Origin of the sequence: Ochrobactrum sp. BTU2 (genome assembly GCF_024539785.1) — a bacterium.
GTDB classification, from domain to species: domain Bacteria; phylum Pseudomonadota; class Alphaproteobacteria; order Rhizobiales; family Rhizobiaceae; genus Brucella; species Brucella anthropi.
Genome location: NZ_JAHWRG010000005.1, coordinates 74,991 through 100,669, shown reverse-complemented (window position 1 = coordinate 100,669; position 25,679 = coordinate 74,991). Strand labels below are relative to the sequence as shown.

Here is a 25,679-nt window from a genome sequence, read left to right as displayed (position 1 = left end):
TTCCGCCCCGAACCATCCATCAATCCTGCTTTACCTGGCGGATTGCCTCTTCAAGGAAAGCAAACATCTTCTCACGAATAACTTCGTCTGCAACGCTTACACTTGCGGCATCGAAGTCGGCGCGCACCTTGCGGAAAACATCCTCATCACCAGATTCTTCAAAGTCGGCGGCAACGACTTCCTTGGCATAGGCTTCGGCATCCGCATCCTTCTTGCCAAGCTGGTCTGCGGCCCAGAGTCCCAGAAGCTTGTTGCGGCGTGCCTCCGCCTTGAAGCGCAGTTCCGCATCAAGCGCGAATTTCTTTTCAAAAGCGTCGCGGCGATCATCCATGCCAGTGGTCATTCATAAAGCTCCCAGACTTACAAGTTAGAAGAGATCGTCATCCGTTCTCTTGCCTAAAGCTGGCAAGGGGAGCAAGATTATACAAGAGCTAAAGACTACTTTCTTGCGACTCATGCATAAACTTGCATCAGAAACAGCGAAAACGGGGGAACGGGCACAAAGCAGGATTGTTAAAAGCCCACAATTGCTATAGGTAGCCCGCGAGAATAGCGGCTTAGAGCCGATCACCATAAATATGGAAATCCGAGAAAAGCCATGAACCGTCGCCGCCGTATTTACGAGGGCAAGGCCAAGATTCTTTATGAAGGCCCTGAACCCGGTACGCTCGTCCAATTTTTCAAAGATGATGCAACCGCTTTCAATGCAAAGAAGCATGAAGTCATCGACGGAAAAGGCGTGCTGAACAACCGCATTTCCGAGCATATTTTCACCCAGCTTAACCGCATTGGCATTCCAACGCACTTCATCCGCCGCCTCAACATGCGTGAGCAGCTGATCAAGGAAGTGGAAATCATTCCGCTTGAAGTGGTTGTGCGCAATGTCGCCGCCGGTTCTCTGGCAAAGCGCCTTGGCCTTGAAGAAGGCACCGTGCTGCCGCGCTCGATCATCGAGTTCTATTACAAGGCTGACGCACTCGACGACCCGATGGTCACCGAAGAGCATATCACGGCTTTCGGCTGGGCAAGCCCGCCGGAAATCGACGACATCATGGCGCTCGCCATTCGCGTCAACGACTTCCTGACCGGCCTGTTCCTCGGCATCGGCATCCAGCTTGTCGATTTCAAGATGGAATGCGGTCGCTTGTGGGAAGGCGACATGATGCGCATCGTCGTCGCCGACGAAATTTCTCCGGACTCTGCGCGTCTTTGGGATATCACCACCAATGACAAGCTCGACAAGGACCGTTTCCGCCGCGACATGGGCGGACTGGTTGAGGCCTATCAGGAAGTGGCTCGCCGTCTCGGCATCATGAACGAGAACGACACGCCGCGCCCGGCTGGCCCTACGCTTGTGAAGTAAAATGATCCGCCCAGCCCGGAAGGGCACGATCCCGGAAAGTCGACACGGTTTTCGGGATCATGCCAGATTAAGCCTTCCGGGCTGTTTCATTCGTTCTAAAATTGCAGGAACTACAGAGTGATCAAGGCACGCGTCACCGTTACACTGAAAAACGGCGTTCTCGACCCGCAGGGCAAGGCAATCGTCGGCGCGCTCGGCAGCCTCGGTTTTGACGGCGTCAACTCGGCCCGTCAGGGCAAGGTTTTCGACCTCGAACTGAATGGCTCCGACAAGAGCAAGGCCGAAGCCGACCTGAAGGCCATGTGCGAAAAGCTGCTCGCCAACACGGTGATCGAAGACTATTCCATCGCCATCGGCTGACCAGGCAAAGGACAGAGACGCTCATGAAATCCGCAGTCATTCTCCTTCCCGGTCTCAATCGCGATCGCGACATGATCGCAGCACTCACCAAGATCACCGGACAGGCACCGGTGACCGTCTGGCAGACCGATACGAGCATTTCCGACGATGTGGACCTGATCCTGATTCCGGGCGGCTTTTCCTACGGTGACTATCTGCGCTGCGGTGCGATTGCAGCCCGTATGCCGGTGATGCAGGCCGTTCGCGAGAAGGCCGATAAGGGCGTCATGGTCATGGGTGTCTGCAACGGTTTCCAGATCCTCGTCGAAGCCGGGCTTCTGCCGGGCGCATTGATGCGCAATGCTTCGCTGAAGTTCGTCTGCCGCGAAGTGAAACTCGAAGTAACCAACGCCAACACGTCGTTCACGCGCGGCTACAAGCCGGGCCAGATCATCCGCTGCCCGGTCGCGCATCATGACGGCAATTATTTCGCCGATGCCGAAACGCTGAAGCGTCTCGAAGGCGAAGGCCAGGTTGTGTTCCGCTATGCCGAAGGCACCAATCCGAACGGATCGGTCAACGACATTGCCGGTATCGTCAACGTACGCGGCAATGTGCTCGGCATGATGCCGCATCCGGAAAACCTGATCGAATCCGCGCATGGCGGTGATGACGGTCGGGCGCTCTTCGCTGGCGCGCTGGGCCTCGCTGCATAAGCTGGCACACAGATAAACGGAAAAGGCGGCTCGATTGAAGCCGCCTTTTTTATTGCGCCTGCTCTGACGCCTCAGCTGCAAAACTGCACTGGCAAAGCGTCTATTTTCGTGGCAGCTTGACTTCGGGAGGGTCCTGATCCGGAGGAATCGTCGGGATCGCCCCATATTTGTTTCATGCGCTATCCAGGCAAGAGCGTTCACACTTTTGCTGGAAATGCCTCGCACATTTTAGCGATAACGAATCAGGGGAACTTCATTCATGCAGCTTTATTCCAGACCTCTTTCCCCTTACTCGGCCTTTGTCCGCGGGGTTCTTTATCTGAAGGACCTGTCGTTCAAGCCGATGAACATGCCCTACCCGTTCCCGGCCGATTTCGGCAATATCACACCGCTCCGCCGCGTTCCCGTGCTGATTACCAGCTCCGGAGAAACGCTGTACGAAGGGACGGTGATCGCCGAATATCTCGAAGATCATTTTCCCGAAATATCCGTGCTGCCCGGAACGCCGCGCGAGCGCGCACTTATTCGCCTCCTTGCCCGCGTGACGGAACTGGACGTGCTTGGACCCGCGATGAAGCTTTTCATCCTTTTGAGCAAGCCCGAGCGCGACAATGCAAGCATCGAACGCCTGTTCGAAAAGATGCATACCGGCCTGAAAGTGGTCGAAAGCCGTCTCTCGGACAAAGCCTATGCCACCGGAGACGAACCGACCCTTGCAGATTGCTGGCTGTTGCCGGTGCGTTTTCTGATGGAACCATTGAAGAAACTCTCGGGCAGAGCGGATTTGCTGGACGAGTTCCCGAAGTTTGATGCATATGCCGCCAAGGCAAAACAGCATCCGGTTTTTGAGCGCATCTGGAACGAGATGGATGACGGACTGAAAGCTTTCATGCCGCAACTAGTGGATTGAATTTGACGTTTGAATGCCGACTGAATGAGATGCTGTTTCAAACGTCAAATTCGAAAAATCCACTAGATACATAAAGTTGCTAGTGGTCTTTGCGATTCCGACATTTGCTCGGCGCCTGTATCAGAGGGACGCAAATGTCGGAATCAGACCACTAGCCTGACACTGTTTACCCCCACCTCTCATGCGTGCCTTTTTGAAGGCACGCACTATCGGAGCCCCTCCTTGAAGACCAAGACTTTCGCTCTTCTGGCCCTCCCGGCCATTGCATTGCTTGCAGCCTGCACTTCCAGCAAGCCCACGGGGCCCATCGCCGTCGACGCCAGCAAGGCGGCACTGCCAACCATGGAGCGCATCGCGCTGGCAGCAAATAGCTGCTGGTTCAAATCCAAGGACAAGGATTTCCGCGGTTACTCACTCGCGCCGGAACTGAATTCCTTCACCGGACGTCCGCGCATTCTGGTCGTGCCCGCCCGTAATCCGGCATTACGTCCGCTGCTCGTCGTGCAGGCGCAAGGCAATCCTGCACGCGTCGAGGCTTTCGGTCCCATGATGCAGGAAAGCCATGGCGGCAGGATCGCCGCCGACGTCAACCGCTGGGCTTCAGGCCAGAGCGGTTGCCAGTAATCAAGCTGTCGCGGAAAGCTGCTTTCCGCGACATACTTCAACGCAAGTGAAAACGCACCTTACGCGCTTCGCGCTCTGCTTCGTCGCGCTGTAGTCCGATATCGCGCAACTGATCGTCGGTCAGTTCGCCGAGGGCGATCCGACTGCGCCGCAGCATCATTCGATAAGACATCCAATTCAGAGCCCTTCCAGCAAAAGTGCGAAGCGTCTGCGCAGGGAAATCAGTCCGCTGGACTGATTTCTTTTCCAGCTTCGATGCGTCGGACAATGCGTAAGAACAAAAAGAGACAACGCGCCGTACATATCCGATCTGCGGTTGGGACGCCGCCATCAGATTGACCTGCAAAGCTTTTGGCAAATCCGTAATGCCATCAGCCACGGGCACAGGAAGAATTGTATCTATTGTCTCGGTCTGCGGTCTAAAGTAAAACATTGGCTCGGTCCATTTCATTGCCAGTTGGGCCAGTTGGGAGCTGGGAAGCAGTCGAGACAAACCTTGTGTTTAGCTCGATGTCTGCATTGTCACCAAGTAGCGACGAATTGACTCTACAATTGACTTGGCAATAGGTACAATTTATAAGTTGTCACCATGACAAATTGGATTCCAGACCTTGCCGGTAAATCCGGTCCATTTTACCTGCAGCTTGCCGATGCCATCGAAGAAGCCATCGGGAATGGTGGATTGCCAGCGGGTATCAAACTTCCGCCACAGCGCAATCTCGCATTCGACTTGAAGGTGACAATCGGCACAATCGGTCGTGCCTATGCGCTGGCCCATGAACGCGGTCTCGTGACGGGCGAAGTCGGTCGAGGAACTTACGTTCTGGGCGAAGAACCGGCAGACAACGCGCTGACCGCCTCTGGCATTGCCGGTACAAAGCCTGCCGATGTCCCTTCCGGGAAAATACGTTTCGACACGACTGCGGCGCCGGATGTCGGCCAGCATGAAGTTCTGGCCAAAATCAATGCCGACATTCATCGGGATTTTCCGCAGGATATTGCGAGCTATTCGCGCTATTTTCCGCAGCACTGGCTGGAAGCCGGACAAAAATGGCTTTCGCGAGCCGACTGGCGACCAGATCTTGACAGCATTGTCGTTACCAATGGGGCGCAGGCTGCGAGCATCGCCATTATCACGGCCTTCACGAATCCGGGCGATCGCATCCTGTTCGAAAATCTGACCTATGCGCAGATCAGCCGCTCCGTGCGCCTTCTCGGGCGCCGTACCATTCAGGCCGGTCTGGATGAATACGGTCTGATCCCGGAAGAATTCGAACGAGCCTGCCGCCAGCAGCATCCGACCCTCGCCTTTTTGATGCCGACGCTGCACAATCCTACCCTGTCCGTCATGCCGGAAGAACGCCGTCGTGCAATCGCCGACATCGCAAGGCGTTACAATGTCTGGCTTATCGAAGACGATATCTATGGCATCATGTGCGACAGCCAGATTCCACCCTTGGCAAGCTTTGCGCCTGAACGAACATTCGTCGTCTCCGGTCTGTCAAAGGCCGTTGCCGCAGGCATACGCAGCGGATGGGTCGCCTGCCCTGCGCATTGCGCCCAACGCGTGAAGGTAACGCACAAGATGGTCACAGGCGGCGCAGCATTCCTGCTCGCTGAAACCGGCGCTCAGCTGGTGTTGTCCGGCGAGGCAGACGCCATTCACAGCAAATGCCGCGAAGAAACGGGCATTCGCGAAAAGATGGCGCGAGAAATCTTCGACGGTTTCGATTTCGTATCCCGTCCGACAGTTCCATTTCTGTGGATGGGGCTGCCCGAACCGTGGCTTTCGGGCACGTTCAAGGCCGCCGCCTATGAAAGCGGAATCCTGATCGACGACGAAGATGAGTTCAAGGCCGGACGTGTCGATCAGATCTATCACCGGGTCCGCGTTGCCTTCTCGTCTCCGGCTGATCGCAGTGTCGTCGAAAACAGTTTTCTGACACTCCGTCGCCTGCTCGAAAACGAACAGGCGGGATATGAAGGGAGTGTCTGACCGCGTGCGCTTGCGTGCGATTATTATGGATATTCGATGAAGGGCTGGAAAAGCGGTATTTTCCTGTCGCACTTCGTGAAAACATAGGTTAAAGAGGCGCCTTGAAACCTTAGGCGACCGTCCCTTAGGCACAGGGCGTCGGACGCCGCAGCCTGCGACGGGGTTCCCCATTTCCATGACTATTTCCAATACGCGAGACATCACGCCGGAATTGATCGAAGCGCATGGTCTTAAGCCGGACGAGTATCAGCGCATTCTTGATCTGATCGGACGTGAGCCCACCTTCACAGAGCTCGGGATTTTCTCGGCGATGTGGAACGAGCATTGCTCCTACAAGTCCTCCAAGAAATGGCTTCGCACGCTTCCGACAACCGGACCGCGCGTTATTCAGGGCCCTGGCGAAAACGCAGGCGTGGTGGACATCGGCGATGGCGATTGCGTCGTCTTCAAGATGGAAAGCCACAACCATCCGTCCTACATCGAGCCCTATCAGGGTGCAGCGACCGGCGTTGGCGGCATTTTGCGCGACGTGTTCACCATGGGCGCGCGTCCCGTTGCGGCAATGAATGCGCTCCGCTTTGGCGAACCCGATCATCCGAAGACCCGCCATCTGGTATCTGGCGTCGTGTCGGGCGTCGGCGGCTATGGCAATGCCTTCGGCGTGCCGACCGTTGGCGGCGAAGTGAACTTCGACAAGCGCTACAACGGCAATATCCTCGTCAACGCATTTGCTGCCGGTCTTGCCAAGCATGACGGCATCTTCCTGTCGGAAGCCAAGGGCGTCGGCCTGCCGGTCGTCTATCTCGGCGCAAAGACGGGCCGCGACGGTGTCGGCGGCGCGACCATGGCATCGGCTGAATTCGACGAGTCGATTGAAGAAAAGCGCCCTACCGTTCAGGTCGGCGATCCATTTACCGAAAAGTGCCTGCTCGAAGCCTGCCTTGAGCTGATGGCCTCCGGCGCGGTTATCGCCATTCAGGATATGGGTGCGGCTGGCCTCACCTGTTCGGCTGTCGAAATGGGCGCCAAGGGTGACCTCGGTATCGAACTCATTCTCGATCATGTTCCGGTGCGCGAAGAGAACATGACCGCCTATGAAATGATGCTGTCGGAAAGCCAGGAGCGCATGCTCATGGTTCTGAAGCCGGAAAAGGAAGCGGAAGCGCAGGCGATCTTCCGCAAATGGGGTCTCGACTTCGCCATCGTTGGCAAGACGACTGACGATCTTCGTTTCCGCGTCATTCATCAGGGCGAAGAAGTCGCCAACCTGCCGATCAAGGATCTGGGCGACGAAGCGCCGGAATATGATCGTCCGTGGATGGAGCCAGGCAAGCACGCGCCGCTTCCCGCGAGCAATGTGCCGCAAGTGGAAGATTACTCCACTGCCCTTCTCAAGCTGATTGGCTCGCCTGATCTTTCATCCCGTCGCTGGGTCTATGAACAGTACGATACACTCATTCAGGGCAACTCGTTGCAGGTTCCGGGCGGCGATGCCGGTGTGATCCGCGTTGAGGGCCATGACACCAAGGCTCTCGCCTTCTCATCCGACGTGACCCCGCGCTATTGCGAAGCCGATCCATTCGAGGGTGGCAAGCAGGCCGTGGCCGAATGCTGGCGCAACATCACAGCGACTGGCGCTGAGCCGCTGGCATCGACCGACAACCTGAACTTCGGCAATCCTGAAAAGCCGGAAATCATGGGCCAGCTCGTCAAGGCCATCGAAGGCATCGGTGAAGCCTGCCGTGCGCTGGATTTCCCGATCGTTTCGGGCAATGTCTCGCTCTATAACGAAACCAACGGTCAGGCCATTCTGCCGACGCCGACCATTGCCGGCGTAGGCCTCATCCCTGACTGGACACAAACCGCCAAGATCGGCGGCATGCAGGATGGTGACACGCTGGTTCTGCTTGGTGGCGATGGCACACATCTCGGCCAGTCCATTTACCTGCGCGATCTGTTTGATCGTGCCGATGGTCCTGCCCCGACCGTCGATCTTGCGCTTGAAAAGCGTAACGGCGAGTTCGTCCGCTCGGCCATCCGCAACGGTCAGGTCACGGCATGTCATGACCTCTCCGATGGCGGCCTGGCGATTGCCGTCGCGGAAATGGCGATCAAGTCCGGCAAGGGTGCAGAGCTCGATGCCGGTGATGGTCTGCCGCACGCAGTTCTTTTCGGTGAAGATCAGGCGCGCTATGTCGTCGCGGCTACGGCGGAAATGGCAAAGCTCATTGCCCTCAATGCTGAAGGCGCAGGCGTTCCGTTCCGCGTGCTCGGCACGGTTGGCGGCGACAGCCTGAAGATTGGCAACGTCGTCGATGTCAGTGTTGCCGATCTGACTGACGCCTTTGAAGGCTGGTTCCCGGGCTTCATGAGTGGCGAACCGGTCAGCGATAACTGACCTGGTTTCACATCGTTGATTTCTTTTACCGCCCGGATGGAAAGCCTGTCCGGGCGGTTTGCTTGTCGGCTGTTTAAGCGTTAGACAGATGTTAGTTGACGTTCCACGATGGTGCGTTACGATTCGATAAAATGAGAAGAAGAAGCCGGAAACGGCGGGAGATTTTGCATGGCTATGGACGCACATGAGATCGAAAAACTGATACGCGAGGGGATTCCCGACGCAAAGGTGACGATCCGCGACCTTGCCGGAGACGGAGACCATTATGCCGCCGAGGTTGTCGCGGAAAGTTTCCGCGGCAAGTCCCGCGTGCAGCAGCACCAGATGGTCTATGATGCGCTGAAGGGTAATATGGGCGGCGTGCTGCACGCACTCGCCCTGCAGACCAGCGTACCGGAATAACGGAAGGCCGTTCTGGGGGAGCCCCATTTCGAGGAGCAAATCCTGCTGCGGCAAGATGCGCTCCCCTTGATACGGATTTCTTGAGCATTTGACTTGCATTCGCCCCAACGGGGTGGTTACCAGCATTCAAATGACTATATTGGGAAAGACCTCCCTGTTTGCGTCGAAATTTGCCTCGACGTATTTGTTTAGCGCATAATCCTGTCCGAAAAGTCAGGCGACTTTTCGGGGTTATGCTTGGAAAGGACCGCAAATGACCGGCATCAACGATTTCATCGCGAATGAAGTGAAGACCAACGACGTCGTGCTTTTCATGAAGGGCACGCCGGGTTTCCCGCAGTGCGGTTTCTCCGGTCAGGTCGTTCAGATCCTCGACTATCTCGGTGTGGAGTATAAGGGCGTCAACGTTCTGTCTTCGGATGAACTGCGTCAGGGCATCAAGGAATATTCGAGCTGGCCAACCATTCCGCAGCTTTATGTAAAGGGCGAATTCGTCGGCGGCTGCGATATCATACGCGAAATGTTCCAATCGAGCGAGTTGCAGGCACTTTTTACCGATAAGGGTATTGCCACAAAGGCAGCTTGAGGATTAATTGCCGGTTATACGGCTTCAGCCTCACCTTTTTCCAAAGGCGCCGTTCTACGGCGCCTTTTGCATTTGCTAGAGCGGTTCCAGTTAAAACGGAGTCGCTGGAACCGCTCTAAGTATTTTTCCGTCGCATTATCCTACGCAAAACCGCTTCGCACTTTTGCTGGAAATGCTCTAGATGCTGCAACGACAGATTTTCATCTGTCTGCTTCTGCTTTCTAAATTTTGTCTTTCGTATCGTGTCTCGCGACGCGATGCGCCACTTTGCCAAGGAATGCCAGTCATGCCGCTCGACATCAAGAACGGTTCGTCGGACCAGAAGACTTCCATGCGTGGACGCGGCGAATTCATCGCGCTCATCGCGGCGATCATGGCCATCAATGCGCTGGCGGTCGACATAATGCTGCCCGGCCTGCCGCAGATCGGTGCAAGCCTCGGCGTTCAGTCGGAAAACCACGTCCAGTTTGTCATCACTGCCTATCTGCTCGGGTTTGGCGTTTCTCAGCTCTTCTACGGCCCCTTGAGCGACCGCTTCGGCCGCAGGCTGCCGCTGTTCGCCGGGCTCGTCATTTACATTCTGGCAGCTCTGGGAGCGGCCATCGTCACCGATTTCACGACGCTTATCATCCTGCGTGTCTTGCAGGGGCTTGGCGCTGCTGCCACGCGCGTGATCGCCGTATCCGTCGTTCGCGACAAGTTCGCCGGGCGTCAGATGGCCGAGGTCATGTCACTCGTCATGATGGTTTTCATGATCCTGCCCGTTGTTGCGCCCGCAACCGGCCAGCTCATCATGCTTTTCGGCGAATGGCACCTGATCTTTCTGTCGATGGCCTTCATGGCATTTGTCATCGGTATCTGGGCGTTTCTTCGTCTGCCCGAAACCCTGCCTGCTACCAACCGGCGCCCGCTGACGGTCAAGAGCGTGATTGGCGGATTCGGCATCGTTCTTTCGAACCGCGTCGCCCTGTTTTATATGCTCGGCACCTCGTTCATTCTCGGCGCGCTGTTCGGCTATATCAACTCGGCTCAGCAGATTTTCGTCGACATTTACAAGCTCGGTGCCTTGTTCCCATTGGCTTTCGCTGCCGTCGCCATGACGCTGGCGCTCGCCTCGTTCATGAACTCGCGCCTGGTCGGTCGTTACGGTATGCGGCGAATTTCCCAGACCATGTTGCTGGTCTTCACCAGCTTCAGCCTTTTGTGGATGGTACTTTCGGTCACGATGGAAGGCCCTGTTCCCTTCCCGATCCTGATGGCGATCTACATGACCATCATGTTCTCGTTCAGCCTCGTGACCGCCAATTTCAACGCACTGGCGATGGAGCCGCTCGGCGAAGTTGCCGGAACGGCCTCCTCCGTTCTGGGCTTTGCTCAAACGGTGATCGGTGCGGCATTGGGCGCGATTATCGGTCAGGCCTTTGATGGTACGACAACGCCGGTTGCAACCGGCTATTGCGTGCTCGGATTTGTCGCCCTCGGCTGCGTTTTGATAGCCGAACGCGGACGGTTGTTCAGGGTGCAGAACCCGCCTGTCGAACATGTGATCTGATCGATTTCGCGATGCCAAAACAATAAAGGCCCGCCGATGTAGCGGGCCTTTCGTATTGGATAATACTCTAACGGTTTTATTCTTCCCAGAGCGCCGCCTGAATGGACTGCCAGCTGTCCTTGCTGGGCGCGGCCAGAATGCCGCCGCCGGTATGTGACGGCAGATAATCGCTTCCATCCCATCGGGCGAGATAACCGCCAGCTTCCTGATGGATCAGCGCACCGGGCAGATGATCCCACGGCATCAGCTTGTTGTAGACCACGAAATGCGCGCTGCCGGTGGCGAGGATGCGATATTCGTGCGCTGCACAGCGATAGCCGATCTGGGACAGAAATTTCGTATGATTACGTGCCAGACGCGACCGTGTCGGCTCAGCCGTGTACTGCCACGAAATCGCACCGGTCATCTGGCTGATCGAGGTCGGTTCGGCAACACTGACCTTGCTCACATCTCCATTGGCGTGACGGATGTAGCTTCCGCCGCCTTTTGAAGCCATGATCCAGTCATTACCGACGGGGTCGTGAATGATACCGGCAACGGTTTCGCCTTTCGACACCACCGCAAGCATGACACCAAAGAGCGGAACACCAGATGCAAAGTTGAAAGTGCCATCGACCGGATCGATTGTGAAGGCAAGCTCCGCATCATCGAGGCCGGTCAGCAAAGCCGGATTGTCTGAGCAGGCTTCCTCACCGACGATCACCGCATCGGCAAAGCGTTCCTTGAGCTTGGCAGTGATGAACCGTTCAGCATTCACGTCCGCTTCCGTCACCAGATCGGCGGGTGACGTCTTCTGCCGGATATCACCGACGTCCAGCCTGCGAAACCGGGGCATGATTTCCTGACGCGCCGCATCTGCCAGCAAATCGGCCAGCCAGTCCATCTGTCCTTCGTCAAACCGCATGGTCACCCTCTCCCTCGCCATTCAGCATCAGTCCTGCAAAATCGAACAGTTTGCGATCCAGCAAATGGCTCGGACGCACATTCGTCATGGCGCGGATCATCGTGTCCTTGCGCCCCGGCATACGCTTTTCGATGTCGGTCAGCATGGCTTTCATCGCATTGCGCTGCAGCCCTTCCTGACTGCCGCACAGGTCGCATGGAATGATCGGAAACTGCATTGCGGTCGCAAATTTTTCCAGATCGTCCTCCGCAGCATAAGCCAGCGGGCGGAACACCATCAGGTCTCCTTCGTCGTTCAACAGCTTCGGCGGCATCGCAGCCAGACGCCCGCCGTGGAACAGGTTCATGAAGAAGGTTTCGAGAATATCTTCCCGGTGATGGCCAAGAACGATCGCCGAACAGCCCTCTTCACGCGCAATGCGATAGAGATTCCCCCGGCGCAAACGCGAGCAGAGCGAGCAATAGGTGCTGGTTTCAGGCAGCTTGTCGGTCACAATCGAATAGGTATCCTGATATTCGATACGGTGTTCGATTTCATAACGATTGAGGAAATCCGGCAGGATGTGCTTGGGAAAGTTCGGCTGCCCCTGATCCAGATTGACCGCCAGCAGCTCAACCGGCAGCAGGCCGCGCCATTTAAGATCGAGCAGCAGCGCAAGCAGGCCATAGGAATCCTTGCCACCCGAAAGGCAGACCATCCAGCGCTCGCCGGGCTTCACCATCGAGAAATCCTTGATAGCCTGCCGCGTCAGACGCAAAAGACGTTTACGCAGCTTGTTGAACTCGACCGTGGTCGGCACATCGCGGAATAGCGGGTGACAGCCATCGCTGCCCGCGTCTTCTGCAATATCTGGATCGAAAGCGTTCATGGTGCTTCCCGGAAAAACGATTGAAGATGTTGAAGGCTTAATAGCGAAAACTGGCTGTCGGGAAAACCGTCAAACAAGATTTCTTTATGATTGCGTGCATCAGCACACGTCGACCACCGTTTGCCAGCAAAAATGTATGAGTGTTTGCAGCTGCCTTTTGCTCTAGAACTCATGCAGGCATTCACGGATGAGATATCTATGGCTCAGTATGTTGGTTCTATAAGTGTTCTTCGGCGAAAGCCGCGCATCATCGCGCTCCGAAAACTGTCCTTACTGTTATTCATTGGAGCATTGTTGTCGGCCTGCGCCACATATCATTCCGACCGGCAGATTGACGATACGCTCGGCCCTCCCGGCCCCATCGCCAAAGTGCCGGGATAAAAGCAAAGAAAAAGCCGCGCTGCAGTACAGCGCGGCTTTTCGATTTCGGCATATATCCAGCGCGCCAGAGCGCGCCTGGAATTAACGCGAATAGAATTCGACGACCAGGTTCGGTTCCATCTGGACAGCGTAAGGCACATCCGTCAGGGTCGGAACGCGGGAGTACGTCGCAACCAGCTTGTTGTGGTCTACTTCGATGTAATCCGGAACATCACGTTCTGCGAGCTGAACAGCTTCGAGAACGATAACCAGCTGCTTCGACTTTTCGCGAACTTCAACAACGTCACCGGTCTTCAGGCGGTAGGACTGAACGTTGACGCGGCGACCATTCACATTCACGTGGCCGTGATTGATGAACTGGCGGGCAGCAAAGATCGTCGGAACGAACTTGGCGCGATACACAACTGCGTCAAGACGCGATTCCAGCAGACCGATCAGGTTTTCACCGGTGTCGCCCTTGCGGCGAGCGGCTTCTTCGTAGGTCTTGCGGAACTGCTTTTCGGAGATATCGCCATAGAAGCCCTTGAGCTTCTGCTTTGCGCGGAGCTGAACACCGAAGTCCGACAGCTTGCCCTTGCGGCGCTGGCCGTGCTGGCCCGGGCCATATTCACGGCGGTTTACAGGGGACTTCGGACGGCCCCAGATGTTTTCGCCAAGACGGCGATCAATTTTGTACTTAGCGGATTCGCGCTTGCTCATCGCATTTCCTTCAAAAGGTTATAGCGCCCGGAGGCGCTGGAGGAAACGCGCCCTCCTCTGCCCTCCGTTTGAGAGGACTGACAGGATGAAGCGCGCGAGCGCAATCTTCATCCACGGGACACGTCAAATGAAACGCCGGTGCGAGAACGCGCCAGCGATGGGCGGCTTTTAGTCATGCAGCTGTTATCTTGTCAAGCTCAAGCAGTCGAAAAAGCCTGAAAAACCGGACCACTGAGGGTGTTTCCTACCATTTGCTACGACCTGCCATCAAGCGTGAAGGAACGCCATCGCCTGTTTCATCATTAGTCATGACGGATCCGCAATTCATGAGGCATCAATGGCTTTGTCTTTTTTCCTGCCCGGCAAGGGTGCATTCACCGCTCTGATTGCCTTGGGCCTTGTTGCGATGCCGTGTTTTTCCGGCTTCGATTCCGATCAGGCACAGGCGCAAACTTTCATCGAACGCATCCTGAAACAGGACGCCCAAAAGGCAAAACAGCATCGCAAACGCCCGGCGGTAAAGCGCAGCCAAAAGAAACCGGCTTCGAAACAGCAAACAGCAACGCAATCGGAAAGCGCTCCGGCAAAAGCCGAAACCAAACCTGCTCCCATGATACCCGTTCCGACGCCTGCCCCTCGCCCGGAAAATACAGCAACCAAGGAGGCAGAACCGGAAACTCCACCCATTCCAACGGAAAAGCCGGAGGCAGAACCCGACAATCAACCGTTGGCCAAGCCTGCCCCTACAACCCCGACCCAGGCAGACCCGCCAAAACCAGCTGATAATCCGAAGCCGGTGGACGAAAAACCGCAAGAAGCGAAACCCGGTCCCAATCAACAGCCAAAGGCGGAAAAGGACGAGCGCATCTATCAGGTATCCTGCCCGGCGCTGATAGCCGGAGAAGTAGAGGGCAAGCTGCTGCCTCCGATCAAGGATGGCGAGCAATGCGGCGCCCACTCTCCGTTGTCCCTGACCGCCATTGGCAAGGACGACCCTTTGAAATTTGCCAATGCCGTCACCACAAATTGCGCAATGGCAGTCACGCTGGCGCAGTGGAGCAGCGAGGTGACCAAGGCAGCCAAAGATGTTTATGGACCGGATTCGAAAATCGCTGAAATCGGCACCGGCTCGGATTACCAGTGCCGGAAGGTCAACGGCGCATCCACAGGACGCGTTTCCGAACACGCCTTTGCCAACGCGCTCGACATCATGTCGTTCAAGTTTTCGGATGGCAGCAAGACGGAACTGGAAAGCGGCTGGAACGGCACCGACAAGGAGAAGGCTTTCTGGCGCGCCGTGCATAGCGCGAGCTGCAAGCTTTTCATGACGGTAATCGGCCCGGACGGTGATGCCGCACATCGCACCAACATGCATCTCGACCAAGGCTGCCACGGCAAATCCTGTCTTGCGCGCATCTGCCAATAAGATATCGTCGTAACCGTTGGAAATTCATAAAAAAATCAGAATCGCGTCTGTAATCTCTATTTCATTATCGATTCAATTCCGCCGCCCGCCACCGAGCGACGGGTTTCCAGAAGGACATGGGCATGAAATCGACCAAATTTATAATTTCTGCAATTTTAGCACTGGGCTTCACCACCGCCGCGAATGCAGATTCCGTCCCGAAAAGATCGAAGGATTTTACGGGCAACTATCAGACCCTCGTGAAGGATCAGCAAGCGGCTCCACAGGTCGCGGATTGCGTTGCCAGCGCTTATGATTACGTCAAGAAAAGTAAAAAATATGATCGTCTCGGCTTCACCAAAGATGACATCTCTTCGGCAGAAACCAATGATAAGTCTGCGAAATTTAGCACCAGCGACCCACGCAAGGTTTCGGCTGTCATCTCGGTTCCCGGTGAAGCACGCACCAAAGGCGCATCAACAAAATGGGATAGCGTCACGCTGCGCTGCGGCATTACCGATGGCAAGCTGAAAGCAATCGAGCTGGCTCCGAACAAATCTGGCAAGTAACCATCTGGCCAATGCGGCGAGTGCCCGACGGCGCACGCCAATCCTATTCAGTGTTTTTTCTTGTCATCTACGTGTTCCGGCAAGCCTTTGCGCTTTGTTTCGGCAAATTCCTCCAGTTCCTTCTCGGTCATCGATTCATACATTTCCTTTGACGCACCGAAGAGTTCGCTTTTCTTGATTTCACCGCGTTTGGCAGCAAGCGCGGCGCCAGCGGCTTTCTGTTGGGCCTGGGATTTCGCGGGCATCAGACTTCTCCTGTTTGAAAGACAAACGCAAACGGACCAAGGCCGGTTCCTTTTTATTCAATGCTTCCATCAAAACGTGAGCGGGCGTCGCGAAGAAGATCGCGGTTCCTGACGGCCCATTGCCCCAGCACGTCGATAGGCACAGCAAGAGAATGTCCAAGTTCAGTCAGCGAATACTCCACTTCGGGCGGAGAAGTCGGGCGAACATGCCGGGACACAAGACCGTCCCGCTCCAGCGATCGTAGCGTAACGGTCAGCATGCGCTGTGAAATACCCTCAATGGTCCGTCGCAACGCATTGAAACGCATCGAGCCTTCCTGAAGATTGAAAATGACGAGAATGCTCCACGTGTCGCCAACCCGATCCAGCACTTCACGGATCGGGCAAGAACCGTCACCATCGTTTTCGAAGGCAGGTGTCGACGAAAGCAAAGGTGTTTTCCCGTCAGGGCGTGTCGGTATTGTCATCTTTTTCTCCACAAAAACCGGTTGGCAGACCGGCGTTTTCTCCATCGGTTAAGTTAGAGAGTTTTCGCTGAAATACGCGTCAGCCACGCGTCATAACATGCGTAAAAACAATTAGTTATAGCAGCTTCATCGTTCCGTTTCGACCGGAGCATCTCTGAATACTTGCCTTTGTGGCGGTTACTTCCATGTATCCTGCTCATGTAAAAGTGCGTTCTTCACAAACATGATGGCATCACATATGTAGTTATCAGAAATAACCTGATTATGAAACATACCTTAATTCGTTTGATACGAGAAGGTCGAGAAAAGGAGAATGCCATGACCAAGATCGCACTGATCGGCGCAACGGGTTTCGTAGGCGCTGCAATCCTCAAGGAAGCTGCTGCACGCGGCGGCGAGGTTACCGCACTCGTTCGTCATCCGGAGAAAGTCGAAAAACTGCCCGATGTGACGGCGGTAAAGGCCGACGTGTTCGATACCGACGCGCTTGCAAAGCAGCTTGCAGGGCATGACATCGTGATTTCCGCCTACAATCCGGGCTGGGGCGACAAGGACATCCGCGAAAAGCACATCAACGGCAGCCGTTCCATCACGGAAGCCACCAAAAAAGCAGGCATCAAGCGTCTTATAGCAGTCGGCGGCGCAGGTAGCCTTTCGATCAATGGTAACCAGTTGGTCGACTCGCCGGAATTCCCTGCCGAATGGAAGGAAGGCGCGCTCGGTGCCCGTCAGGCGCTCGAAGACCTACGTGGTGAGAAAGAACTGGAATGGTCATTCGTATCACCGGCGATCATTCTTCAGCCCGGCGAGCGCACCGGAAAATATCGTCTTGGCGGCGACGAACCGGTTTTCGACGACAAGGGTGAAAGCAAGATTTCAGTTGCTGATCTGGCAGTCGCAATTCTGGATGAAGCAGAAAAAGGCCAGCATATTCGCAAGCGTTTCACAGCCGCTTACTGATGCCAATCACAAAAACGCCATGTTTTTGACAGTTGTTCGCCGCAAAATCGGTGGTAAAATACGCACATCACCACCGGTTTTTCGCGCAAAAAGACCGCAAAACGGGTTTGCCCTCGTTTTGCTTCAATCAGATCGGCGCTCTCACTCACACCAGTTCCACATCCACGACGCCCTGAATGGCTTTCATGGCGCTGGCGATCTGCGGACTGACGCGATAGCGATGCGGCAGCTCGATCTCGACTTCACGCTGACCGTTATCCTTGATGACGATGAGGCTCACCTGCCCGTCGCCACGCGTGTTGAAATGCGGAGCGATATGACGAACCGCATCGGCCGAGCGCAGGTAAAGCCGCAACGCCTTCTGCATACGGCAGGCTTCGTCTTCCAACGACTGCACCGTCTGGATGCGCAAGCCTATACCTTCGGGGCGATTTTCCGCCTGAACCGTGATTACCACCGACTTGCCGCTCTCCAGAAGATCGCGATATAGCGCAAGCCCTTCGGAAAACAGCACCGCTTCGAACTGGCCGCTGGCATCGGACAATTGCACGATACCCATCTTGTTGCCGGTGCGGGTCTTGCGTTCCTGACGGGCCGTCACAGTGCCAGCCAGACGACCGGCATTGGCGCCCCGTTTCACGGCTGCGGAAAAATCCGCCCAGCTTTGAACACGCATGCGGTTCAGCACATCGCGATATTCATCAAGCGGATGGGCCGACAGATAGAAGCCGACCGCCTGGAACTCCCGATGCAGCATTTCCGATGGCAGCCAGGGAGCCGCCTGCGGCAGGATAAGCGTTTCCTTCGGAGCGCCTGACAGACCAAAAATATCGGACTGACCGCTTGCGGCATTTTCCTGCGTGCGCTGGGCAAAGCCCATGATGCGGTCCATGCCCGCACTCATGGCCGGGCGCTCACGACCGAAACAATCCATCGCACCGGCATTGATGAGGCTTTCCAGCACGCGCCGGTTGACGATGCGCGGATCGACCCGCTCGCAGAAATCCTCAAGGCTTTCAAAACGTTTCTCTGCGCGCACATCGACAATATGATCTACGGCGGCCTCGCCGACGCCCTTGATGGCGGCAAGCGAATAAAAAATCTGCTTTTCGCCGACTTCAAACGGACGAAAGGACGTCATCACCGAAGGCGGCACGACCTCAATGCCCAAACGGTTCGCCTCGCGGCGGAAATCGTTGAGCTTGTCGGTGTTCGACATATCGTAGGTCATCGACGCCGCGATGAACTCGACTGGATAGTGGGCCTTCATATAGGCCGTCTGGTAGGACACGATGGCATAAGCGGCGGCGTGCGACTTGTTGAAGCCGTAGTCAGCGAACTTGGCCAGCAGATCGAAGATCATGTTGGCCTGCGCCTTGTCGACACCGCCCTCAATCGCGCCATCCACGAAACGGACGCGCTGCTTGTCCATTTCCTCGCGGATTTTCTTGCCCATGGCGCGACGCAAAAGGTCAGCTTCCCCGAGCGAATAGCCGGAAAGCACCTGTGCGATCTGCATCACCTGTTCCTGATAGACGATAACGCCCTGCGTTTCCTTGATCAGGTGATCGATCTTCGGGTGAATGGAGGCAATCTCCTCCTCACCGTTCTTGCGCGCATTATAAGTCGGGATGTTCTCCATCGGACCAGGACGATAAAGCGCCACAAGCGCGATGATATCTTCGATCCGGTCCGGGCGCATACCGAGCAGCGCCTTGCGCATACCCGCACTTTCCACCTGGAACACGCCGACGGTTTCGCCGCGCGACAACATCTCATAGGTCAGTTCGTCGTCGAGCGGCACATGGGATAGGTCAATCTCAACGCCCTTGCGCGCCACCAGTTTGACCGCCGTTTCAAGGACGGTCAGCGTCTTGAGACCAAGAAAGTCGAACTTGACCAGTCCCGCCTGCTCGACCCATTTCATGTTGAACTGGGTGACGGGCATGTCGGAACGCGGATCGCGATACATGGGGACCAGTTCCGACAGCGGACGGTCACCGATCACGATACCGGCGGCGTGGGTCGAGGCGTGGCGGTAAAGCCCTTCAAGCTTGAGCGCCATATCCAGCAGCCGTCCGACCACCGGCTCTTTCTCACGTTCCTCATTGATCTTCGGTTCTGTGTCGATGGCTTGTGCCAGTGACACTGGATTGGCCGGGTTTTGCGGCACCAGCTTGCAGAGACGATCGACCTGACCGTAAGGCATTTCCAGAACGCGACCGACATCGCGCAGCACAGCGCGTGCCTGCAGGGTTCCGAATGTGATGATCTGGGCTACCTGATCGCGCCCGTACTTTCCCTGCACATAGCGGATCACCTCTTCACGGCGGTCCTGACAGAAGTCGATATCGAAGTCGGGCATCGAAACGCGATCCGGGTTGAGGAAGCGTTCGAAAAGCAGCGAGAACCGCAAAGGATCGACGTCGGTAATCGTCAGCGCATAGGCGACGAGCGAACCGGCACCCGAGCCACGGCCCGGCCCGACCGGAATGCCATGGGCTTTCGCCCATTTGATAAAGTCCGCAACGATCAGGAAGTAGCCCGGGAACTTCATGCGGGTGATGATGCCGATCTCGTATTCGAGACGTTCGGCATATTGCTCTGTCGTATAGCCTTCTGCGAGACCGACGGTCTCCAGGCGCATCTTCAGGCCTTCGCGGGCCTGCCGCGCCAGCTCGTCGGCTTCCTCCTGAACGGCGGCCTCCGCGTCATCGGATTCGCCGGTAAACCGCGGCAGGATCGGTGCACGGGTCTGCGTGTACCAGCTGCAACGCTCTGCAATTTCGACGGTGTTGTCGAGTGCTTCCGGCAGATCGGCAAAAAGTGCAGCCATTTCCGCACGGCTTTTCATGTGATGGTCCGGCGTCAGACGGCGGCGGTCATCGTTTGAAAGAATCTGGCCTTCCGCGATGGCAAGAAGCGCATCGTGGGCCTCGAAGTCTTCTGCCTTGAGAAAGAATGCCTCATTGGTGGCCACCAGAGGCAGATCCATCTCATAGGCAAGCGCGACGGTCTTTGCTTCCAGCGCGCGGTCGTAACCTGCCTGGCGCTGCAACTCGACATAAAGCCGATCGCCAAAGGCTTCACGCAGGAAAGCAAGCCGCGCCTCTGCCCTGTCGGGACGGTCGGCGGCAAAAGCGCGACCGATTGGTCCCAATGCGCCACCGGAAAGAACAATGACATCTTTCGATAATGACGGCAGCCAGCTTGCTTCGACATGCACCGGATCACCTGCCGGTGTTTCCAGAAACGCGCGACTGACGAGCCGCACGATATTCGCATAGCCCTCTTCCGTTGCCGCCAGCAGCACAACTGGAGCGAGGTCCAGCGCGACACGGCGATTGACGCTGCGGCCATTATCATTGTGATCGCCGAAGGCTATATCGACCTGACAACCGATGATGGGTTGCAGACCATCTTTCGATGCCTTCTGCGCAAATTCAAGCGCACCGAACAGATTGTTGGTGTCGGTGACTGCGATAGCCGGCGCCTCGTCGGCAATCGCCTGTTTGATGATCTTGCCGAGCGGCAATGCGCCTTCCAGCAAGGAATAGGCCGAGTGTACCCGCAGGTGCACAAAACGTGGCGTCAAAGCACCGTCTTTTGCTGCATTGCCTGCTGCTACGTCACTCATTCCATCGACCCCGATCATCTGCTGAGCCGCCCGGATGGACATACATCCGGCGCTCTAAATCCAAGCATCACGCTTTCCGAAAACCGATTCCGATTTTCGGGCCGATGCAGTAGCCGCCTGATAGCACATTGCTTGCAAGATGGGCCACACGCATGGCCCATCGCGGCTGGCGACTCTGTCGCCTGATAGCATCAGTTTCGGGGAATGATATGGCGATGTCCAGTAAGACTATCGCCACCTTGCAGCGGGTTCACAAGAACCAGCCAGAGCATCTCCAATTTTTCCGGGGTCATCGGAAATGCCCTATCGTTTTCACGCATGTCTATATCCCAAAACCGGTTCCCACTTTTGGGAGACATGCTCTATTTCCTTCAGATCGCACTCACCCAGATGGCGAAAGTTGCAATGAACAGGCTTACCGAAATGAAAGACAGAACGTCGTGGACGAGATCGGTCATGTTGGAAACTCCTCTGTGTTCACGTATGTTTATTTTTTGTTCTATTTTTGTTCCGAAGTCAACACCCGTTCTAGCCCGCCATTCATTTTAGGGTTTACGAATAGTGAATATACAACCGCAGACGCTGGCTGCGTGAGCGGGGAACGAAAGCGCCATATTCAGGCGGAGACGCACCTCGCCCTTCGAGACGCCACCTGTGACGGCTCTTCAGGATGAGGTGCTACTATGATCTGGAAGGCTTATAGATCGACGACCTTGCCGTCCTTCAGCGTGACGCGCCGGTCCATGCGGCGGGCAAGTTCGTGATTATGGGTCGCGATCAGGGCCGCAAGCCCCGACTGACGCACGAGGGCCTCAAGAGCTCCGAAGACGTAGGATGATGTCGTCGGGTCGAGGTTGCCGGTCGGTTCATCCGCCAGAAGAACAAGCGGCGCGTTGACAACGGCGCGGGCAATAGCGACGCGCTGTTGCTCGCCGCCGGAAAGTTCCGACGGGCGATGCGAAGCGCGCTTGCCGATCTTCATATATTCAAGAAGCTGCTGCGCACGCTCTGCTGCGGCTTTCCTGGACAGACCGCGGATCATCTGCGGCATCATCACATTCTCCAGCGCGGAAAATTCCGGCAGGAGATGGTGGAACTGATAAACGAAACCGACGTCGTTGCGGCGCACAGCCGTGCGCTCATCATCGGACAATTTGCTGCAAGAACGCCCGTCCAAGAAAACGTCTCCGTTGTCGGGACGCTCCAGCAGGCCTGCCGTGTGCAGCAATGTCGACTTGCCCGCTCCCGATGGCGCGACAAGCGCAACCATTTCCCCACGACGAAGTGTGAAATCGGCATCCTTCAGAATGACCAGTTCGCGGTCGGCTTCCTTATAGGCGCGGCCGACACGCTCCAGCCGCATGATGATTTCAGCCGCCATTTATTCGTACCTCAATGCTTCGACCGGATCGAGCTTGGCAGCGCGCCAGGCCGGGAAAATGGTGGCAATGAATGAAAGCACCAGAGCCATGACGATAACGGAAATCGTTTCGCCGGGGTCCATCTTCGCAGGCAACTGGCTCAGGAAGTAAAGTTCCGGGTTGAAGAGCGTGGTTCCCGAGAGCCACGAGAAGAACTCCCGCAGGCGCTCGACATTGAGGCAGACGACAACGCCCAGAACGACACCGGCTATCGTGCCGGTGACGCCGATGGCGGCGCCCGTCATCAGGAATATGCGCATCACCGCGCCACGGGTTGCGCCCATGGTTCGCAGGATCGCGATATCGTGCCCCTTGTCCTTCACCAGCATGATGAGGCCGGAAATGATGTTCAGCGCCGCCACGAGCACGATCAGCGTCAGGATCATGAACATGACATTGCGCTCGACTTCCAGCGCCGAGAAGAAAGTCTGGTTGCGCTGGCGCCAGTCGACGAGCGAGAGCTGACGTCCCGCTGCCTCTTCTACGGGCGCGCGCATCGCATCCACCTTGTCGGGATTATCGACAAAGATTTCCAGCGATTGCACCTTGCCTTCCTGATTGAAGAAAAGCTGCGCCTCGGACAGCGGCATCATGACAATCGACGAGTCGTATTCCGACATGCCGATCTCGAAGATCGCGACAATCGGATAGGCCTTCACGCGCGGATTGACGCCGAACGGGGTCACATCGCCATCCGGCGAAATCACCCGTAGCGTATCGCCGATTGAAAGGCCGAGATTTTCGGCCATGCGGGTTCCGATGGCGACGCCGCCGCCCTGATCGAAGCCCTGAAGCGTGCCCTGGCGAATATTGCCGGAGACGAGCTTGAGCTTGTCGAGATCCTCTTCGCGAAGACCGCGCACCAGTGCACCCGTTCCTGCGCCGATATTCCCCTGGACGAGCGCCTGCCCTTCCACCACGGGAATGGCGAACCTGATGCCGGAAATACCGTCGATCCGCTTGATGAGATCGGCATAATCATCCAGCGGACGATCAATTGGCTGCATGATGAGATGGCCATTGATGCCGAGAATTCGCGAAAGAAGCTCGGCACGGAAACCGTTCATCACCGCCATGACGATGATGAGGGTCGCCACGCCCAGCATTATGCCGGTGAACGAAAAACCGGCAATGACCGAGATAAAAGTCTCGCGGCGGCGCGCGCGCAGATATCGCCAAGCGATCATCCGTTCGAAAGCCGAGAATGGACCTGACTTTGGAGCCTTTTGAGCTGCCTTTGCCTGATCCCCGGATTTTGCTGCCGCCGCGCTGCTCATGCTTCTGCCGTCAACAGATTGATCGCAGCTTCAACGCTCAGGCTCTGGCGTTCACCGGTCTTGCGATCCTTGATCTCGACTTCACCGGCGGCAACGCCACGCGGGCCAACGATCACCTGCGTCGGCAGGCCGATCAGGTCCATCGTGGCGAACTTTGCACCCGGACGGTCATCCGTGTCGTCCAGCAGAGGATCGACGCCTGCATTGGTCAGCGCTTCGTAGATCTTCTCGCTTACAGCGTCGCAGCCTTCGTCGCCCGGCTTCATATTGACGATACCGGCACCGAACGGCGCGATGGCTTTCGGCCAGATGATGCCCGCATCGTCGTGGAAGGCTTCAATGGCAGCCGCGACGAGGCGCGACGGACCGATGCCGTAGGAACCCATGGAAACCAGATGTTCCTTGCCATCCGGGCCCTGCACTTTCGCGCCCATCGGTTCAGAATATTTCGTGCCGAAATGGAAGATGTGCCCCACTTCGATGCCACGTGCAGAGACCTGATCTTCCGGCTTCACCTTGGACCAGTCGGCCTCGTCGTGCATTTCGTCGGTTGCCGCATAAGGCGTCGTCCAGCGATTGACGATATCGGTCAGCTGCGCATCGTTGCGGAAATCGGTGTCCGCGCCCGGCACGGCCAGATCGAGATAGGCCTTGTCGCAGAAAACCTGGCTTTCGCCGGTTTCGGCCAGAATAATGAATTCGTGGCTGAGGTCGCCGCCAATCGGCCCCGTATCGGCGCGCATCGGGATGGCCTGCAGGCCAACACGTGCAAAAGTGCGCAGATAGGACACGAACATACGGTAGTAAGCCATTTTCGCGCCCTCATAATCGAGGTCGAACGAATAGGCGTCCTTCATTAGAAATTCGCGCGAACGCATGACGCCGAAACGCGGGCGCACTTCGTCGCGGAACTTCCACTGGATGTGGTAGAGATTGAGCGGCAGATCCTTGTAGGAGCGCACATAGGAGCGGAAAATGTCGGTGACCATTTCCTCATTGGTCGGACCGAAGAGCATATCGCGCTCCTGACGGTCCTGAATGCGCAGCATTTCCTTGCCATAGGCATCGTAGCGACCGCTTTCGCGCCACAGGTCTGCGGACTGGATGGTCGGCATCAGGATTTCATTGGCGCCCGCGCGGTTCTGCTCTTCACGAATGATATCGCAGACCTTGTTGAGAACCTTCAGACCGATCGGCAGCCAGGAATAGATGCCGGCCGACTGTTGACGGATCATGCCTGAGCGCAGCATCAGCCTGTGGGAGACGATTTCCGCCTCCTTGGGGTTTTCCTTCAGAATAGGCAAAAAATACCGCGACAGACGCATCGTAACCACCAATCAAGAGGGACAGCCTGAGTGCTTCAAGAATCAGGCAAAAATTAAGCATATTTGTCGGTTTCTTACCGGGTTATACACCGGTTGGAAACCCGCTTGAAAAAGCTTTCGCGATAGCGGATTTCCCCATCCACAACCATGATCGCCTGTCGAAAGAACCAGAGACGCGAAATGCGGCCTCCGGATTCACATTCAAATTCAATATATTACAGATATATCACTCTCATTCGGGAAAATTTGCGAAAGAAATATGACGCCATAGAAGATTTTTCGTGACAAAAGCTGTGCAGTTCGCTATTTTTTTCAGCATAAGAGCAACAACGGAATAAAACCGTTGGTTTCACGCGGTCAAAGTCTTGGGAGGATGGATCCAGGCGCGACTTTCGCAGCCGCCAGTCAAATGGAAACGGATCGAACGCGTATTTGATTAGCAAGGCGAAAGCCTTGCTTTTTTTTTGAACTTGCAGCACCTCCACGCTTTCCGCAGTTTCCCTATTTTATAGCTTGCAATAACACATTGATTTTGTGGGATTTATCGCAGCGCCCTCCGTGCAATCAAGTATTAAATTTCACTTAAGTATAAATCGATTTATATGAAGAACATTGCTCAGGGAGCGCTATCGCTG

General features: G+C 56.1%; 24 protein-coding genes and 1 pseudogene. 13 read left to right on the top strand and 12 right to left on the bottom strand.

Annotation, left to right across the window (positions count from 1 at the left end; translation table 11 throughout):
• Window positions 1-19 precede the first annotated feature (19 nt).
• Window positions 20-343, bottom strand: coding sequence for a DUF1476 domain-containing protein (locus KWJ32_RS16340; protein WP_012092237.1), 324 nt, complete (start codon window positions 341-343; stop codon window positions 20-22).
• A gap of 255 nt (window positions 344-598) precedes the next feature.
• Between KWJ32_RS16340 and purC the strand changes: the two genes are divergently transcribed.
• From purC to KWJ32_RS16315, 5 genes are all read left to right on the top strand, one after another.
• Window positions 599-1,363, top strand: a complete 765-nt coding sequence (purC, locus tag KWJ32_RS16335) for a phosphoribosylaminoimidazolesuccinocarboxamide synthase (protein ID WP_010661209.1) — start codon at window positions 599-601, stop codon at window positions 1,361-1,363.
• 117 nt (window positions 1,364-1,480) lie between these two features.
• Window positions 1,481-1,723, top strand: a complete 243-nt coding sequence (purS, locus tag KWJ32_RS16330) for a phosphoribosylformylglycinamidine synthase subunit PurS (RefSeq protein WP_010661208.1) — start codon at window positions 1,481-1,483, stop codon at window positions 1,721-1,723.
• Between the two features lie 23 nt (window positions 1,724-1,746).
• The gene (gene purQ / locus KWJ32_RS16325) at window positions 1,747-2,418 is read left to right on the top strand and encodes a phosphoribosylformylglycinamidine synthase subunit PurQ (RefSeq protein ID WP_151609809.1); all 672 of its coding nucleotides are present in this window, start codon (window positions 1,747-1,749) and stop codon (window positions 2,416-2,418) included.
• A 259-nt stretch (window positions 2,419-2,677) separates the two neighbouring features.
• Window positions 2,678-3,328 carry a glutathione S-transferase family protein gene (locus tag KWJ32_RS16320; RefSeq protein ID WP_012092239.1) on the top strand — a complete coding sequence of 217 codons (651 nt, stop codon included), beginning with the start codon at window positions 2,678-2,680 and terminating at the stop codon, window positions 3,326-3,328.
• A 222-nt stretch (window positions 3,329-3,550) separates the two neighbouring features.
• A complete protein-coding gene (locus KWJ32_RS16315) occupies window positions 3,551-3,952 on the top strand; it encodes a hypothetical protein (RefSeq protein WP_012092240.1) in 402 nt (133 codons plus the stop codon).
• Window positions 3,953-3,989: 37 nt separating this feature from the next.
• On the opposite strand, the gene KWJ32_RS16310 is transcribed toward KWJ32_RS16315, so the two are convergent.
• Window positions 3,990-4,403, bottom strand: coding sequence for a DUF1127 domain-containing protein (locus KWJ32_RS16310; protein WP_012092241.1), 414 nt, complete (start codon window positions 4,401-4,403; stop codon window positions 3,990-3,992).
• Between the two features lie 138 nt (window positions 4,404-4,541).
• Between KWJ32_RS16310 and KWJ32_RS16305 the strand changes: the two genes are divergently transcribed.
• The 5 genes from KWJ32_RS16305 (at window position 4,542) to KWJ32_RS16285 (ending at window position 10,886) form a co-directional block, all read left to right on the top strand.
• Window positions 4,542-5,948, top strand: coding sequence for a PLP-dependent aminotransferase family protein (locus tag KWJ32_RS16305; protein ID WP_010661203.1), 1,407 nt, complete (start codon window positions 4,542-4,544; stop codon window positions 5,946-5,948).
• A 175-nt stretch (window positions 5,949-6,123) separates the two neighbouring features.
• On the top strand, window positions 6,124-8,346 hold the full coding sequence (gene purL, locus KWJ32_RS16300) for a phosphoribosylformylglycinamidine synthase subunit PurL (RefSeq protein ID WP_010661202.1): 2,223 nt from the start codon (window positions 6,124-6,126) through the stop codon (window positions 8,344-8,346).
• A gap of 168 nt (window positions 8,347-8,514) precedes the next feature.
• On the top strand, window positions 8,515-8,748 hold the full coding sequence (locus KWJ32_RS16295; protein WP_006466620.1) for a BolA family transcriptional regulator: 234 nt from the start codon (window positions 8,515-8,517) through the stop codon (window positions 8,746-8,748).
• Between the two features lie 253 nt (window positions 8,749-9,001).
• Window positions 9,002-9,334 (top strand): Grx4 family monothiol glutaredoxin, encoded by a 333-nt coding sequence (gene grxD, locus KWJ32_RS16290; RefSeq protein WP_010661201.1) that lies wholly within the window; start codon window positions 9,002-9,004, stop codon window positions 9,332-9,334.
• Window positions 9,335-9,620: 286 nt separating this feature from the next.
• Complete coding sequence (locus KWJ32_RS16285; RefSeq protein WP_012092242.1) at window positions 9,621-10,886, top strand: multidrug effflux MFS transporter; 1,266 nt, start codon at window positions 9,621-9,623, stop codon at window positions 10,884-10,886.
• A gap of 76 nt (window positions 10,887-10,962) precedes the next feature.
• Here the strand turns inward: KWJ32_RS16285 and KWJ32_RS16280 are convergent, their stop codons facing one another.
• The 3 genes from KWJ32_RS16280 to rpsD all read right to left on the bottom strand — a co-directional run bounded on the left by KWJ32_RS16280 (window position 10,963) and on the right by rpsD (window position 13,738).
• Window positions 10,963-11,790, bottom strand: coding sequence for an inositol monophosphatase family protein (locus tag KWJ32_RS16280; protein WP_012092243.1), 828 nt, complete (start codon window positions 11,788-11,790; stop codon window positions 10,963-10,965).
• Entirely contained in the window at window positions 11,780-12,658 is an 879-nt protein-coding gene (gene ttcA, locus KWJ32_RS16275) for a tRNA 2-thiocytidine(32) synthetase TtcA (RefSeq protein WP_151609807.1), read from the bottom strand. The genes KWJ32_RS16280 and ttcA overlap by 11 nt, the downstream gene beginning before the upstream one ends.
• Before the next feature lie 462 nt (window positions 12,659-13,120).
• Entirely contained in the window at window positions 13,121-13,738 is a 618-nt protein-coding gene (rpsD, locus tag KWJ32_RS16270; protein WP_010661196.1) for a 30S ribosomal protein S4, read from the bottom strand.
• Between the two features lie 406 nt (window positions 13,739-14,144).
• Here rpsD and KWJ32_RS16265 point away from each other — a divergent pair, with 406 nt between their 5' ends.
• Window positions 14,145-15,164, top strand: coding sequence for an extensin family protein (locus tag KWJ32_RS16265; RefSeq protein ID WP_256886166.1), 1,020 nt, complete (start codon window positions 14,145-14,147; stop codon window positions 15,162-15,164).
• 122 nt (window positions 15,165-15,286) lie between these two features.
• The gene (locus tag KWJ32_RS16260; protein WP_010661194.1) at window positions 15,287-15,712 is read left to right on the top strand and encodes a hypothetical protein; all 426 of its coding nucleotides are present in this window, start codon (window positions 15,287-15,289) and stop codon (window positions 15,710-15,712) included.
• Window positions 15,713-15,759: 47 nt separating this feature from the next.
• Here KWJ32_RS16260 and KWJ32_RS16255 read toward each other — a convergent pair whose 3' ends face one another.
• Together KWJ32_RS16255 and KWJ32_RS16250 are read right to left on the bottom strand one after the other, a co-directional pair.
• Entirely contained in the window at window positions 15,760-15,957 is a 198-nt protein-coding gene (locus KWJ32_RS16255) for a DUF3008 family protein (RefSeq protein WP_029925012.1), read from the bottom strand.
• A 53-nt stretch (window positions 15,958-16,010) separates the two neighbouring features.
• Window positions 16,011-16,424 carry a helix-turn-helix domain-containing protein gene (locus KWJ32_RS16250; protein WP_040129348.1) on the bottom strand — a complete coding sequence of 138 codons (414 nt, stop codon included), beginning with the start codon at window positions 16,422-16,424 and terminating at the stop codon, window positions 16,011-16,013.
• A 318-nt stretch (window positions 16,425-16,742) separates the two neighbouring features.
• Between KWJ32_RS16250 and KWJ32_RS16245 the strand changes: the two genes are divergently transcribed.
• On the top strand, window positions 16,743-17,384 hold the full coding sequence (locus KWJ32_RS16245; RefSeq protein WP_151662645.1) for an NAD(P)-dependent oxidoreductase: 642 nt from the start codon (window positions 16,743-16,745) through the stop codon (window positions 17,382-17,384).
• A gap of 145 nt (window positions 17,385-17,529) precedes the next feature.
• Here the strand turns inward: KWJ32_RS16245 and dnaE are convergent, their stop codons facing one another.
• The 5 genes and pseudogenes from dnaE to proS all read right to left on the bottom strand — a co-directional run bounded on the left by dnaE (window position 17,530) and on the right by proS (window position 25,044).
• Complete coding sequence (gene dnaE / locus KWJ32_RS16240; RefSeq protein WP_256886155.1) at window positions 17,530-21,021, bottom strand: DNA polymerase III subunit alpha; 3,492 nt, start codon at window positions 21,019-21,021, stop codon at window positions 17,530-17,532.
• Window positions 21,022-21,212: 191 nt separating this feature from the next.
• On the bottom strand, window positions 21,213-21,341 hold the full coding sequence (locus tag KWJ32_RS16235; RefSeq protein ID WP_255411949.1) for a hypothetical protein: 129 nt from the start codon (window positions 21,339-21,341) through the stop codon (window positions 21,213-21,215).
• Window positions 21,342-21,718: 377 nt separating this feature from the next.
• Window positions 21,719-22,402: pseudogene (locus KWJ32_RS16230) on the bottom strand (ABC transporter ATP-binding protein); the annotation flags it as partial.
• Entirely contained in the window at window positions 22,403-23,719 is a 1,317-nt protein-coding gene (locus tag KWJ32_RS16225; protein ID WP_010661188.1) for a lipoprotein-releasing ABC transporter permease subunit, read from the bottom strand.
• Window positions 23,716-25,044: a proline--tRNA ligase gene (gene proS, locus KWJ32_RS16220; RefSeq protein WP_012092253.1), complete on the bottom strand. Its 1,329-nt coding sequence runs from the start codon at window positions 25,042-25,044 to the stop codon at window positions 23,716-23,718. The genes KWJ32_RS16225 and proS overlap by 4 nt, the downstream gene beginning before the upstream one ends.
• Window positions 25,045-25,679: the final 635 nt, after the last annotated feature.

What these genes read in the sequence shown, in the direction of transcription:
- proS (WP_012092253.1), bottom strand. Translation starts at nt 25,044, where the DNA reads ATGCGTCTGTCGCGGTATTTTTTGCCTATTCTGAAGGAAAACCCCAAG.
- KWJ32_RS16305 (WP_010661203.1), top strand. Translation starts at nt 4,542, where the DNA reads ATGACAAATTGGATTCCAGACCTTGCCGGTAAATCCGGTCCATTTTAC.
- KWJ32_RS16320 (WP_012092239.1), top strand. Translation starts at nt 2,678, where the DNA reads ATGCAGCTTTATTCCAGACCTCTTTCCCCTTACTCGGCCTTTGTCCGC.
- KWJ32_RS16255 (WP_029925012.1), bottom strand. Translation starts at nt 15,957, where the DNA reads ATGCCCGCGAAATCCCAGGCCCAACAGAAAGCCGCTGGCGCCGCGCTT.
- KWJ32_RS16280 (WP_012092243.1), bottom strand. Translation starts at nt 11,790, where the DNA reads ATGCGGTTTGACGAAGGACAGATGGACTGGCTGGCCGATTTGCTGGCA.
- KWJ32_RS16265 (WP_256886166.1), top strand. Translation starts at nt 14,145, where the DNA reads ATGCCGTGTTTTTCCGGCTTCGATTCCGATCAGGCACAGGCGCAAACT.
- grxD (WP_010661201.1), top strand. Translation starts at nt 9,002, where the DNA reads ATGACCGGCATCAACGATTTCATCGCGAATGAAGTGAAGACCAACGAC.
- purL (WP_010661202.1), top strand. Translation starts at nt 6,124, where the DNA reads ATGACTATTTCCAATACGCGAGACATCACGCCGGAATTGATCGAAGCG.
- KWJ32_RS16225 (WP_010661188.1), bottom strand. Translation starts at nt 23,719, where the DNA reads ATGAGCAGCGCGGCGGCAGCAAAATCCGGGGATCAGGCAAAGGCAGCT.
- KWJ32_RS16260 (WP_010661194.1), top strand. Translation starts at nt 15,287, where the DNA reads ATGAAATCGACCAAATTTATAATTTCTGCAATTTTAGCACTGGGCTTC.
- ttcA (WP_151609807.1), bottom strand. Translation starts at nt 12,658, where the DNA reads ATGAACGCTTTCGATCCAGATATTGCAGAAGACGCGGGCAGCGATGGC.
- rpsD (WP_010661196.1), bottom strand. Translation starts at nt 13,738, where the DNA reads ATGAGCAAGCGCGAATCCGCTAAGTACAAAATTGATCGCCGTCTTGGC.
- KWJ32_RS16235 (WP_255411949.1), bottom strand. Translation starts at nt 21,341, where the DNA reads ATGCGTGAAAACGATAGGGCATTTCCGATGACCCCGGAAAAATTGGAG.
- purQ (WP_151609809.1), top strand. Translation starts at nt 1,747, where the DNA reads ATGAAATCCGCAGTCATTCTCCTTCCCGGTCTCAATCGCGATCGCGAC.
- KWJ32_RS16250 (WP_040129348.1), bottom strand. Translation starts at nt 16,424, where the DNA reads ATGACAATACCGACACGCCCTGACGGGAAAACACCTTTGCTTTCGTCG.
- KWJ32_RS16245 (WP_151662645.1), top strand. Translation starts at nt 16,743, where the DNA reads ATGACCAAGATCGCACTGATCGGCGCAACGGGTTTCGTAGGCGCTGCA.
- KWJ32_RS16285 (WP_012092242.1), top strand. Translation starts at nt 9,621, where the DNA reads ATGCCGCTCGACATCAAGAACGGTTCGTCGGACCAGAAGACTTCCATG.
- KWJ32_RS16340 (WP_012092237.1), bottom strand. Translation starts at nt 343, where the DNA reads ATGACCACTGGCATGGATGATCGCCGCGACGCTTTTGAAAAGAAATTC.
- purC (WP_010661209.1), top strand. Translation starts at nt 599, where the DNA reads ATGAACCGTCGCCGCCGTATTTACGAGGGCAAGGCCAAGATTCTTTAT.
- dnaE (WP_256886155.1), bottom strand. Translation starts at nt 21,021, where the DNA reads ATGAGTGACGTAGCAGCAGGCAATGCAGCAAAAGACGGTGCTTTGACG.
- KWJ32_RS16310 (WP_012092241.1), bottom strand. Translation starts at nt 4,403, where the DNA reads ATGAAATGGACCGAGCCAATGTTTTACTTTAGACCGCAGACCGAGACA.
- KWJ32_RS16295 (WP_006466620.1), top strand. Translation starts at nt 8,515, where the DNA reads ATGGCTATGGACGCACATGAGATCGAAAAACTGATACGCGAGGGGATT.